Source organism: Streptomyces sp. NPDC059477, assembly GCF_042749375.1.
Classification (GTDB): Bacteria; Actinomycetota; Actinomycetes; order Streptomycetales; family Streptomycetaceae; genus Streptomyces.
This window is the reverse complement of record NZ_JBHYUG010000011.1, coordinates 88,378-100,416: the sequence shown is the minus strand read 5'-3', so window position 1 is coordinate 100,416 and position 12,039 is coordinate 88,378. Positions and strand designations below refer to the sequence as shown.

The 12,039-nt window shown below is 70.3% G+C and carries 8 protein-coding genes and 1 pseudogene; 2 read left to right on the top strand and 7 right to left on the bottom strand.

Annotated features, from left to right (window positions below):
• Positions 1-81: 81 nt before the first annotated feature.
• From ACFXAZ_RS08500 to ACFXAZ_RS08470, 7 genes and pseudogenes are all read right to left on the bottom strand, one after another.
• On the bottom strand, positions 82-2,058 hold the full coding sequence (locus ACFXAZ_RS08500) for an ATP-dependent DNA helicase (protein ID WP_384586667.1): 1,977 nt from the start codon (positions 2,056-2,058) through the stop codon (positions 82-84).
• A 366-nt stretch (positions 2,059-2,424) separates the two neighbouring features.
• A complete protein-coding gene (locus tag ACFXAZ_RS08495) occupies positions 2,425-3,201 on the bottom strand; it encodes a GNAT family N-acetyltransferase (RefSeq protein ID WP_384586665.1) in 777 nt (258 codons plus the stop codon).
• Between the two features lie 123 nt (positions 3,202-3,324).
• Positions 3,325-5,589, bottom strand: a complete 2,265-nt coding sequence (locus tag ACFXAZ_RS08490; protein ID WP_384586663.1) for an IucA/IucC family protein — start codon at positions 5,587-5,589, stop codon at positions 3,325-3,327.
• 1,687 nt (positions 5,590-7,276) lie between these two features.
• Positions 7,277-7,477 carry a hypothetical protein gene (locus ACFXAZ_RS08485; RefSeq protein WP_384586738.1) on the bottom strand — a complete coding sequence of 67 codons (201 nt, stop codon included), beginning with the start codon at positions 7,475-7,477 and terminating at the stop codon, positions 7,277-7,279.
• Positions 7,478-7,617: 140 nt separating this feature from the next.
• Positions 7,618-7,818: pseudogene (locus tag ACFXAZ_RS08480) on the bottom strand (molybdopterin cofactor-binding domain-containing protein); the annotation flags it as partial.
• Positions 7,772-8,173, bottom strand: coding sequence for a molybdopterin cofactor-binding domain-containing protein (locus ACFXAZ_RS08475; protein ID WP_384586736.1), 402 nt, complete (start codon positions 8,171-8,173; stop codon positions 7,772-7,774). The pseudogene ACFXAZ_RS08480 and the gene ACFXAZ_RS08475, both read right to left, overlap by 47 nt.
• A gap of 305 nt (positions 8,174-8,478) precedes the next feature.
• On the bottom strand, positions 8,479-9,105 hold the full coding sequence (locus ACFXAZ_RS08470) for a TetR/AcrR family transcriptional regulator (RefSeq protein WP_384586661.1): 627 nt from the start codon (positions 9,103-9,105) through the stop codon (positions 8,479-8,481).
• A 255-nt stretch (positions 9,106-9,360) separates the two neighbouring features.
• Here ACFXAZ_RS08470 and ACFXAZ_RS08465 point away from each other — a divergent pair, with 255 nt between their 5' ends.
• Both ACFXAZ_RS08465 and ACFXAZ_RS08460 read left to right on the top strand, forming a co-directional pair.
• Complete coding sequence (locus ACFXAZ_RS08465) at positions 9,361-10,257, top strand: aldo/keto reductase (protein WP_384586734.1); 897 nt, start codon at positions 9,361-9,363, stop codon at positions 10,255-10,257.
• Between the two features lie 376 nt (positions 10,258-10,633).
• Entirely contained in the window at positions 10,634-11,854 is a 1,221-nt protein-coding gene (locus ACFXAZ_RS08460; RefSeq protein WP_384586659.1) for a trypsin-like serine peptidase, read from the top strand.
• Positions 11,855-12,039 lie beyond the last annotated feature (185 nt).

Here is a 12,039-nt window from a genome sequence, read left to right as displayed (position 1 = left end):
TACCCCTCCGTCGCGGGCGCCGGTTCCGGCCCCCCGCGGCTCCCCCGGCGGCCCACAAAACCCGGCCCTCCAACAGCGCCTTTACTCGGCCTCCTCCTGACTGGCCGCCGCATCGATCGCCGCCAGCGACTTCCGGACCCGGTTACCGTCCGTGGTGTACCAGAAGTCGGGCAGCGACGCCTTGAGGTAGCTTCCGTAGCGGGCGGTCGCCAGACGCTGATCGAGTACGGCGACCACACCCCGGTCCCCCGTCGCGCGTACGAGGCGACCGGCACCCTGAGCCATGAGCAACGCCGCGTGGGTGGCGGCGACCGCCATGAAGCCGTTGCCGCCCGCTTCCTCCACGGCCTTCTGGCGGGCGCTCATCAACGGGTCGTCGGGGCGCGGGAACGGGATCTTGTCCATGACCACCAGCTGGCAGCTGGAGCCGGGGACGTCCACGCCCTGCCAGAGGGACAGCGTGCCGAACAGGCAGGTCTTCGGATCGGCGGCGAAGTTCTTGATCAACTCGCCGAGGGTTTCCTCGCCCTGGAGCAGGATCGGGTACTCGGGGATACGGCCCCGCAGGTCTTCGGCGGCGAGCTGCGCGGCCCGCATCGAGGAGAACAGGCCGAGCGTGCGACCGCCGGCGGCCTGGATCAGCTCGGTCAGTTCGTCCAGCATGTCGACGCGATCGGCGTCCCGCGCGGGGCGCGACAAATGCTTGGCGACGTAGAGGATGCCCTGTTTGCGGTAGTCGAAGGGCGAGCCGACGTCGATGCCCTTCCACTGCGGAAGGTCGTCACCCTCGGTGCCTTCCGGAGCCAGCCCCAGCGAGGCGCCCACACCGTTGAAGTCACCGCCGAGCTTCAGCGTGGCGGAGGTCAGGATCACCGAACGGTCCGCGAAGAGCTTCTCGCGCAGCAGGCCCGAGACGGACATGGGCGCAACGCGCAAGGAGGCGCCGAAGCGGTCGTGACGCTCGTACCAGACGACGTCCCACTCCGAACCGTTGGCCACCCGCTCCGCCACGTCGTGCACGCCCTCCAGCGACGCCAGCGCCTGCTTGCGGACCGCGTCCTCGTCCTGGACCGACTTGTCCCGGGTCGCGCCGATCGCGGAGATCACCGTACGGCAGGCGTCCCGCAGCGCCATGAGGGCGTAGCCGAGATCCTCCGGGATCTCCTCCAGACGGCCCGGCAAGGCCAGCTCCATGAGCCGCTCGAAGCCCTCGGCGGCGGTCTGCAACTGGTCGGCGGCCTTCTCATTGGCGAGCTTCGCGGCGCGGCGCACCGCGCGGTTGACCTGTCCCGGGGTGAGTTCGCCGGTGGCGACGCCGGTGACCCGCGAGACCAGTTCGTGCGCCTCGTCGACGATCAGCACCTCGTGCTGCGGCAGGACCGGGGCGCCCTCGATCGAGTCGATCGCCAGCAGCGCGTGATTCGTGACGACGACCTCAGCCAGCTTGGCCCGCTCACGGGCCATCTCGGCGAAGCACTCGGCGCCATAGGCGCACTTCGTCGCGCCCAGGCACTCGCGCGACGAGACCGTCACCTGCGACCAGGCACGGTCGGACACGCCTGGTGTCAGATCGTCCCGGTCGCCGTTCTCCGTCTCGTCCGCCCATTCGCGCAGGCGCAGCAGGTCCTGGCCCAGCTTGCTGGTCGGTGCCGCCGCCTCGAACTGGTCGAACAAGCCCTCTTCCTCGTCCTGCGGCACGCCTTCGTGGAGGCGGTGCAGGCAGAGGTAGTTCGACCGCCCCTTGAGCATCGCGAACTCCGGGCGGCGGCGCAGCAGTGGGTGCAGGGCATCCACCGTGCGCGGCAGATCCCGCTCGACGAGCTGGCGTTGCAGGGCGAGGGTGGCGGTCGCGACGACGACTCTCTCCCCGTGTGCGAGCGCGGGCACCAGGTAGCCGAGCGATTTGCCGGTTCCGGTGCCGGCCTGGACCAGCAGATGGGAGCCGTCGTCGATGACGTCCGCGACAGCTTCGGCCATTGCCGCCTGGCCAGGGCGCTCCGTGCCGCCGACAGCCGTGACGGCCGCGTGCAGGAGATCGGGAAGTGAGGGCTTTGTCATAGGGCGACCACCCTACGGCTCGGGACTGACAGGCGGGTGATGACGGGTGGGGTGGGGGGTGGAGTGGGACGGAGTGGGGTGGGGTGATTGGGGCGGAGTGGGGGTGGAAGGGGTGGGCATTCTTGCCGTTCGGGGTTCCCACGGTTCGGGCTTCCCACGGTTCGAGATTCGCGTGGTTCGAGATTCGCGTGGTTCGAGATTCGCGTGGTTCGAGATTCGCGTGGTTCGAGATTCGCGTGGTTCGAGATTCGCGTGGTTCGAGATTCGTGTGGGTCAGGATTTCTGTGCTTCGAGATTCGTGTGGATCAAACGGGAACCGGATCGGTGCGAGCGGTGTACCAAAAGTGATGACGCTGTGGCGCAGCGCTACAGCAGATCGCGCAGGGACCGGTCACGGACCACGAGGGCCGCTCGCTTGCCGGGCAGTTCCACCTCGGCGGCGAACCGGAATCCGGCGGTCAGGAAAGCGGACACGGAGGGGGTGTTACGGATGTCGGGTTCGGCTACGACGCGTGCGCAGGTCGGCCGATGGTCGAGAATCCGGTTGGCCACAGCCCTGAGAAGACAACCGCCCAGACCTCGCCCCCGGTCGGTGACGCCTCCGATGAGGACGTGGATCCCGGTGTCATGGGGGCGGGCGGGGTAGTGGCGGGCCAACGGGTCGAGATCCGCCCGGTAGATCTCCCAGTAGCTCATCGGTTTGCCGTCCAGGAGTCCCAGGCAGGGAACGCTGCGGCCGTCGCCGGTCAGTTGGCTGTGCAGGTGCTCCTCCGCCACGTTCTCGGGGCCGGACAGTTCCCAGAAGGCGGCGACCGCCGGGTCGTTCATCCAGCGGCTGATGAGCGACAGGTCTCGGCCGACCCGGACAGGGACCAGGTGGAAGGTCCCGACCGGTGTGGGGGTGGGACCCCAGGTCGAGACGTTGTCGAGGAGATCGTGGACACCGAGGAGAGGGGGGCCATCGAAGGCGGCGGAGGGATCGGGGATGCGGGCGGGGTTCGTCGGGGCTGCCTGTCTGTCGGTGTCCGTTGCCGCGGCTCCGGTCTGGCCCGCGCAGAGAGCGATCAGTTCATCCGGGAGGCTGAGTTCCAGTGTGTCCTCACTGTCGGTGGTGGTGGCGGTGCTCGTCTCGGTGGGGCGCACGGCGACGCTCCTCTCGGTCGGTGGGTCGGACGAATTCCTCGCGGACGACGGGGGGTGGAGGTGGTGGAAGCGGACGTGGGGCGAGAGGCAAGGGCCCGGAGGCAGAGGTTCGGTGTGCGGGGTTCAGGTGTGGAGGGGGTTGGTGATGGTGACGTAGACGGACTGGGTGTCCACGGGGCCGACGAGTTCATCGAGGCCGTGCAGCCGGGTCAGGAGGTTGGCCTTGCAACGCAGGACAGGGGTGTCGAGCAGTAGGGCTGGCAAGGCGGTACGGAGCCGGGCGGGGCCGGAGGAGACGTCCTCCAGGAATCGGCGGAAGGCGGCGAGCAGGAGCCGTTCGTCAGCGAGCCGCTGGGATCCGAACGCGCCGATGAGGCCGAGCACGTTGTTGATCGCGAGGTAGTAGGTGAAGCGCTCGTCGGCTACCTCGTCGGAGACGAAGGTGTCGCTGTGCTCGCCGATGCCGGGAAGCCTGGCGTCGAGGTCCGCGCGTCGCGACTCGCGGAAGTAGTAGCCCTGGTTGTCCCGGTAACGGCCCCCGGCCGGCCAGCCCTCCTGGTCCAGCAGAAGCAGGGTGTTCTGTTGGTGGGCCTCCAGGGCGATCCCGGCCTCGGCGTCCAGCCAGAGGACGGGGCGGACGACATGCTCCAGATAGCGCAGGAACCACTCGGCGGCCACGGTGCTGCGGGGGTGGCCGGTGCGGGCTGCGAGGCGCGTGATCACGTCGGCCAGGCGCGATCGATAGGTGGGGGTGGGGGTTGGGGTGGTCGTCCCAGTGGTCGGCCGGCCGGCTGGCTCAGTGATCGACTGGAGGGTCGGGTCGAGTGGGCGTGGCGCGACCAGGCCTGCGATGCAGGAGACATCGTCGGAGGGGTGGAAGGGATTGTGGCGGATCACCACGTCCAGCCCGTGAACGGGGTGACCGTCCAGTCCGTCGACCGCCAGCCAGGCGGGGTCGCGGACGATGTCGAAGGTCGGGTGGACTGCCCGCCATTGATGGGACAGACCGCTGCGGAGGAGGCGATGTACCTCGACGCCTCGGTGGAGTTCTTTGCGGAGGTGCTCGCGACGGGAGTTGGTGATGCGGAGGGCGAGCGACAGTTTGAGCATGGCGGGGGCACCGGGGCGGTAGACGGTGCGGACCGAGGAGGTGGGGTGCCACATGGGCCCATGGGGGCCGAGGTCTCGGAGGAGTCCGGCGTCGAGAAGCGCTGCGGTGTCCGGGCGCTGAAGCACCTCGCGCAGTTGCCAGGGGTGCAGGGGCAGGGCGGTGCAGGTGTCCGGCAGGGGCAGTTCGGGTCCTGCGAGCCGGGCGGTCAGCAGGGTTGCGGGGACCGTGCGGCCTCGCTCGGTCCAGGCTGAGTCGGTGGCGAGAACGGAGGGGGCGACGGCCAGCCAGTGCAGCGGGAAGCGGCCTCTCAGTTCCGGGGAGTAGAGGTGAGCTTCGGACTCGGTGAGACCCTCGCGGCTTTTCGGAGTCGGGTGCAGGGGGTGGCCCAGGAGTAGGGCCTGCTCTGCGGAGAGGAACAGGTCGGGGCCGTCGGCCGGGTCGCGTCGGCGGTCGGTGATGAAGGTGGCGGTTCTGCGAAGGGAGTCGGCGACGCGGCTGACGAGATCGGAGGCGGCTGTGAGTCCACCGGCAGCGGTTGTCCGTCCACCAGCGGCGGTTGTCGGTCCACCGGCAGCGGCTGCGGGTTCGCTCATGGGGGCTGCCTCGGCGCTGCGGACAGGCGGGTCCGCGGGGGCGGGCGCGGTGGCCTGTGCTTCGCGGGCCAGCAGGGCGGCGAGGGTGGTCGCGTCGAGCGGTGGGAGCGAGGTGGGTCCGGTGTGAGGCGAGGGGGTGGAGAGGTAGGGCAGACCGAAGCGGTGCCAGCCCGTGGGGGACCAGTAGTGGACCGGGACCAGGAGGGTGGTGCCGATGGTGAGGAGGGGGATGCGGAGGGTGCCGTCGTCGGGGGCGGAGAGGTTGGTCTCTCGGGCCCAGCAGCGGAGGAGATTCTCGATGGTGGCGGCCTGGGCGGCTGTGGAGGGGTCGGGGTGTTGGACGAGGTCGGTGGTGGCGCCGCCGAGTTGTTCGCGGTGGGAGGGGGCGTGTTGCTGGCGGGGCACCGAAGTGGGGGGATACGTGGCTGCGGGGGCCGGGTGGTCGTCAGGGTGGGGTGGCGTGCTGGTCACGACGGTCCTTGGGGTGGGCTGGCTCGGGGGGCTGCGATGAGCCGACTGTGCGGTGGTGCGAAGGGGTGCGTGGGTTGTTGTGCGGGGGCTGTTCGGTGGTGTGGGGGTTGCAGGGCGATGCGGGGCGCTGTTCCGCAATGGGTGGGGGTTGCACGGGGATGGGAGTGAAGGGCGTGAGCCAGTTGTGAGCGGCGGGGCTGCGGGCCAGCGCATGCGAGGCAGCCGAGAAGCGGTTGAGTGCGGTGGGGGTCTGTTCGTCGGTGATCGTCAGAGGTGGGAGGAGATGTATCAGTTTCGGGCGGCGGCCGGTGAGGTCGACGAGCAGGCGCTGTCTGGGGTACCCCCGTTGGACGGCGGGGGCGATTTTGGGGGCGGGCGGCGGGGTCTCTCCGGTCGTCGGGTGCTCAGGGTCTGGGGTGCGTTGTGGAGTTGGGCGCGGCGCGACTGCTGGTGGCCGTGCCGATGCCATATCCGGTTCCGGTGCCGACATCGGTCCCGGTTCCGGGGGTTGTGCGCCGGTGAAGGCGATCAGGGGGATGGATCGGGCCGTGCTGAGATGGTGAGGGTGCCGAATGTGGTCGTCCGGTACGGGGGCTGGTTCACCGCCGCCTCGGGTGGGCGGGAGGAACACGCCCGTGGCCCAGGCAGGCAGCCGGCTGTCGGGGGCGAGGGTGGGGCGGTGGGTACGGAAGGCAGTTGGTGGCTCGGTGGTGAGGAGTTCCCTGCCGCCTGCCGTGGTTCGGGGGAGTTTGAGCGCCATGTGTGGGGCGTCCGCGGAGTTCGGGCCGCAGAAGCGGACGCGGGCGTGGGCTACGGGGCCGTGGGGCGGGGTACTGCGGGGTTCGATGACGAAAGCTTCCTCGATCGGGGTGGTGGCGTCGGAAACGGGGTCCGGGCCGTTGCGGGCGACGGGGTGGTTGTGGCCTGGGGCAAGGGTTCCTGTGTCAGAGAGACAGGGCAGGTGGCGACGGGCGTCGGCGAGACAGTGTGGGTAGGGGCGGGCAGCGGCGCCCTTGATGGGCGACCAATGGGCCCTCCGGGCCTGCGGCTGAGCGTCGGCCGACGGGGCGATCCGCAGCGATCTCGCGTGGGCGCGGGTGGTTGGCTCACGGGTCTGATGCCGGTGCTGGGGGCTCTCGGTCATGGCCACGGTCTCCTTGTTCTCCCGCTGTTCGGAGGTGGGGTGGCCGTTCGTGCTCCCCGACTCCCAGGTGCCGACGTCCCGGTCGGATCGGGGGCGGTGTCCGTTTTCCGGTCGCGCGCTGACCGCCGGGTCCGGATCGGTCTCCGAGGTCCCTTGTAGGGGGGGCGGTTCGAGGCCCTCTGCGTGCATGTGTCGGATCCGCCGCCCACGGCTACCAACACCCCACCGGGCAGTGGGTTACGGGTTGCCTCGAAATCGCCGGCCCGAGCGATTCATCGACCTATACGGCAGGCGCCCCAGCCTTCACATACCAAGACTCCCGCGCCGATGGGTCCTCATATCCGGAGGTGACACGCAGCGCGGTGAGTGATCCCGATGGATCAGGGTCTCTCGTGCCCCCCAAGGTTCTGGTGTCCGGAGCGGACATCGCGGGGCCCGCGCTGACCTTGTGGCTCTCGCGACGGAGCCGTCGCCTATAGCGAGCCCGGTCGGACCATCGGTATGCGATCGATCCTTGATAACTCCAAAGTGGTGGCATTCTTCGGCTTCCGCGCCGGTTCGCCCTCCCGCGACTACCGGGATCTGGACGTCCAGCGGCGGATCGTCCGGACGAGGGCCTCGGGGCTGGGATGGGAGGCGGCGGCATACCCGGCGTGCTGGCCAGGTACGGGAGGAAACTGGCGCCCGTGGATCGAGTGGATCCAGCGTTCCGACCCAACCGCAGAGAAGCCCAACCGCAGGAAAGGGGGGAGTGGGTCAGAGCAGATTCTCGATGGTGATCGGCAGGTCCCGGACGCGCGTTCCGGTGGCGTGGTGAACGGCGTTGGGGATCGCCACCGCGGCGCCGATCATGCCCAGTTCACCGATGCCTCGGGTGCCGACCGGGCTGACGTGGGTGTCGGGGTGGTCAAGGGAGTGGACCTTGACCGGTGGGGTGTCCGCGTTGACCTCGACCATGTAGTCGGCGAGGTTGGCGTTGGCGATCCGGCCGGAAAGCCCTTGCTCAAGCTCAGGTCCGCGGCGGCCATGCCGTGGAACGGGGAGCGGGTGTTGCCGTCGGCCTGCTCGATCAGCGCGCGGATCGCCGCCTGGGCCGCAGGCCGTACGGCCGGGGCCATGCTGGCGGTCGACTCGGAGCCGATCGCCCCGCGAGCGGAGGCTTCGGTGCCGGGCAAGGTGGAGTCGCCGACCTCCGGTGTGATCCGAGTGACCGGGAGTCCCAGGGCGTCGGCGGCCATGACTGTGAGGACGTTACGCATGCCGGTGCCGATGTCGGCGGTGGAACTGGCGACGGTCACGGTGCCGTTGCGGCGGAAGGTCAGCCGTAGGCTCACACTGCTGGCAGGCGCCGAGTCGAGGCCAGCCGTGGGCACGCCCAGGCCCACCAGCCAGTCGCCGTCCTCGGTGGTTGCCGGGTGCGGCGGCGTAGCGGCGCCAGCCGATGCGTTCGGCGCCGGTGCGGTAGCACTCCTCCAGGTGGTTGCCCGACCAGGGCAGGCCCTCGCCGGGGTGGGTGGTGGCGAAGTTGCGGCGGCGGATCTCCTGCGGGTCAATGCCGAGTTCGGCTGCCAGCTTGTCGATCGCGCATGCGAGGCCGAAGGAGCCCGGCTGGTCGGCGGGGGCGCGCATGATGGTGACCGGGGGGATGTTCAGTCTCAGGGTGTAGTTGGGCGCGAGGAGTTCGGTGCGGCGTAGGTCTGGAGGGAGGCCATGGCGGGGCCTCGAAGCCGTTGCCCGCGACCGTGGCGCGGCTGTGTCGCCGGTGCCGGATGACGCGCAGCCGCCCGTCCAGGTCGCTACCGAGGCCGACGGTCTGGATCGCTGCGGCGCGGTGTCCGGTCACGTGAAAAGGGCCGTCGAGGGAGAGGCGATCGAGGGGCGCCTTTCACCTCCTTGCCGGAAATGCCTTGTGGGCCGGGCGGGTTGCCGTCCGGCCCGGACGAGGAGGCAGGTGAGGGTCAGTCGCGAGGGCGGCCCGGTGCGGATCTGCGGGCCGGGTGCGTTCCGGCTTGCAGGCCGTCCATGAGCAGGCCGATCAGCCGATCCCCCTGGGATCTCCAGTCGCCTGCGGCGTCCAGCCGTAGCAGCCCGCTCATGGCGAGGACGACATCGGCGGTGGACAGGTCGCTCCGGATGCTCCCCGCCTCGGCACCCGCCGTGACGAAGGCGCCGATGGTGCCGAAGACCTTGGTGTACGACTCCGACTCCCACGTGTCCTGGGGGCCGAAGGTCCGCAGCGCCTCGGACATGTGCTGCTTGGTGACCAGCAGGCTCGCCAGGCGTCCCATCCACTCCCTGAACGCCTGATCGGGCGGCAGTTCTCCCAGCAGTTCCTCGGCGGCCGAGCAGAGCTGTTCCACCTCGTACTCGTAGGTGGCCAGGACCAGGGACTCTCTGCTCGGGAAGTGCCGGTACAGGGTGCCGATGCCGACGCCGGCGGTCTTGGCGATGCTGCCCAGCGAGGCGCTGTCGCCGACCTTGCCGAACTCCTCCAGCGCGGCGGCCAGCAGTTTCTCGCGGTTGCGGCGGGCGTGTGCGCGGACCGGCTGTGCGGGCCTCGCGCGCTCCGGCGGGTGATCGGGCATGTGCGCTCCCCGGTGTCGTTCGGGGCACCGCCCCGGGCGGGCAGACGTCTCCCCATCTTGCGTACCGGAGGGGCCTCCGGTAACGTCGTTAACAACCGGAGGGTCCTCCGGTTTCAGTCATCGTACAACCGCCTCGGGGCACCCGTAGGTGCGTTCGCCGCCTGTGGGTGTGCCAGGGGCCATTCGAAACGGAGACAGTCCGTGAACAGGATTTCGCTCGGTGAGCTGACCACCTCGGCCCAGGGCCTCGGCTGCATGGGCATGAGCGAGGGATATCCGCCGTACGGCCCGACCAGCTGGGACGAGGCCGTCGCCACCGTCCGTCGCGCGCTGGACCTCGGGGTGACCCACATCGACACGGCCGACGCCTACGGGTACGGCCACAACGAGGTGCTCGTCGGGCAGGCCATCGCCGGCCGCCGGGACGAGGTGCAGCTGGCCAGCAAGACCGGGATCGAGCGCATGGGCGGGGACACCTGGGCGCTGCGCGGCGACGCCGGTTACATCAAGCGCGCCTGTGACGCCTCGCTGCTGCGGCTCGGTGTCGACCACATCGACCTCTACTACCTGCACCGGGTCGGGCAGAACGCCGAGATCGAGGAGTCGGTCGGCGCGCTGGCCGAGCTGGTGAAGGAGGGGAAGATCCGGCACATCGGCCTCTCCGAGGTGGACGGCGCGCTGCTGCGGCGGGCGCATGCCGTGCATCCGATCACGGCGGTGCAGTCCGAGTACTCGATCTGGTCCCGTGATCTGGAGGGGACGGTCGCCGACACCCTGCGTGAGCTGGGCGTGGGCCTGGTCGCCTACTCTCCGCTCGGCCGGGGCTTCCTCACCGGCTCGGTGGATGTGACGGCCCTGCCGGTGGGCGATGCCCGCAGGCGGCTGCCCCGGTTCCAGACGACGGACAACGAGGTCGTCGCGGAGGGCGTCCGCGCGCTGGCTCAGGCCCGGGGTGTCACTCCCGCGCAGATCGCGCTCGCCTGGGTGCACGCGCGGGGCGAGCGGCTCGGCGTGCCGGTCGTGCCGATCCCGGGCACCAAGCGCGTGAAGTGGCTGGAGCAGAATGCCGCCGCCGCTGCCATCGAGCTGACGGAGGAGGACGTGACCGCGCTGGACGAACTGGCGGGCAAGGTGGTGGGCGGTCGCTACTGAGGGCGGCCGACCTCACGGCCGACCTCACTGGCCGGGCGGGGGCCGGCTTCCCGGCTTTCTCGTCCGGCGGTCCAGCAAAGCGCAAAGCAGGCACCCCCGTTGCCGAAGACGCGCTGGATCGCGGGCTGTCGGAGGCCGAGGAGGGGGCGGGCGAACCGGCGTGAACGGACGTCAGATGGGCCGGCCCCCCGATGATTGCCTGGTCAGGAGCGTCGTAGCGAAACCGTTGCCGATCCGTCGGAAGTCCCCCACAGCGACCGCATAGGGTGGGCAGCCGTTCCCGAAGGCCGGGCGGTCGGGGCGACGGGCTCTGTGGGAGCCTCGTCGGGATCACCGCCGCAGCGCCGATTCCGTTCATCTCAGGGGGAGTAAGTCCATGCGATCCATACGGCCGTCCTTCATCGCTCGTCGAGGAAGCAGCTCGCGGCGCAGAGCGTCGCCGGTGCCGGCCGTGGTGGCGGTCGTGTCGGCGCTCGCGCTCACCGCCACCGCGTGCGGCGGGTCGGGCGAGCCCTCGGCGGACGGTGCGGCGTCGGCGACGGCGGCTGCTGACGACAAGATCCAGATACCGGACGACATCAAGGACCGGCTCAAGGACTACGGGATCGACCTCGACGCCTGGCGGGACGGGGAGTGGAAGAACTGGAACCGGGAGGACTGGCTCCGCGAGGCCGACGAGTTCATCAACCCGATCATCGAGGGCCTGTGGGACACGGACCGGATGCGGGACGCGGAGGAGCCGGATCAGGGTGTCGAGGAGAACGACATCTCCGGTGACCAGGGGGTGACCGACCCGACGCCGGAGCCGGTGGAGGCGCAGGCGGTGCAGGCGCAGTACCACGACAGCGCGCCGGAGGCGGGCAAGCTGCTGTTCGACTCCCCCGAGGGCACGATGGTCTGCTCGGCGACGGTGGTGCAGGACCCGGCGAACCCCGGCAAGTCGAACATGGTCTGGACGGCGGGACACTGTGTGCACGCCGGTAAGAGCGGTGGCTGGTACCGGAACCTCGCGTTCGTGCCGTCGTACAACGACTCGGGGATGCCGGCGGAGGAGTTGCAGACCGCCTCCGAGGAGGAGGTCGCCCCGTACGGCGTCTGGTGGGCGGACTGGGTGCAGACCTCGGATCAATGGATCGAGCAGGGCGGGCCGACCGGTGGGGACGGGGCGGCGTACGACTTCGCGGTGATCCATGTGACGCCGGAGGAAGGTTCCTCGGGCAAGTCGCTGGAGGAGACGGTGGGTTCGGCCCTGCCGGTGGACTTCGACGCCCCGGCGGTGCCGGACGTGGAGAGCATCACGGCGACCGGGTATCCGGCGGCGCCGCCGTTCGACGGGGAGGCGCTGTATCAGTGCGCGGACCAGCCGGGGCGGCTGTCGATCACGGAGACCGACCCGACGATGTACCGCATCGGGTGCACGATGACGGGCGGTTCGTCGGGCGGTGGCTGGGTGGCGACCGGTTCCGACGGTGAGCCCGCGCTGGTCTCCAACACCTCCATCGGTCCGGTGACCGCCGGCTGGCTGGCCGGACCCCGGCTCGGCGAGGAGGCCCAGGCCGTCTTCGACTCGGTGAGCGAGAAGTACGCCGGGCAGTGACGGCAGGGAGGGCAGTGACAGCAGCTACGGCAGTGAGACAGGGCTGGAGCCGGTGACCGACGCGAGCCGGTGACCGGCGGTCGGCCGGTGATCTCGGTCGCCGGCCGACGACCGAAAGGGCGCCCCCCCCCCCGCCCCGCGGCGGGCGCGCCCCGCGCCGACGGGGGAGCGCGCGAACGCCCGCG

Bases quoted from the DNA above. Each gene is read 5' to 3' on its own strand.
- ACFXAZ_RS08500 (WP_384586667.1), bottom strand. From the start codon at position 2,058: ATGACAAAGCCCTCACTTCCCGATCTCCTGCACGCGGCCGTCACGGCT.
- ACFXAZ_RS08490 (WP_384586663.1), bottom strand. From the start codon at position 5,589: ATGCGCTGGCCCGCAGCCCCGCCGCTCACAACTGGCTCACGCCCTTCA.
- ACFXAZ_RS08485 (WP_384586738.1), bottom strand. From the start codon at position 7,477: ATGGTCGAGGTCAACGCGGACACCCCACCGGTCAAGGTCCACTCCCTT.
- ACFXAZ_RS08470 (WP_384586661.1), bottom strand. From the start codon at position 9,105: ATGCCCGATCACCCGCCGGAGCGCGCGAGGCCCGCACAGCCGGTCCGC.
- ACFXAZ_RS08465 (WP_384586734.1), top strand. From the start codon at position 9,361: ATGGGCATGAGCGAGGGATATCCGCCGTACGGCCCGACCAGCTGGGAC.
- ACFXAZ_RS08460 (WP_384586659.1), top strand. From the start codon at position 10,634: ATGCGATCCATACGGCCGTCCTTCATCGCTCGTCGAGGAAGCAGCTCG.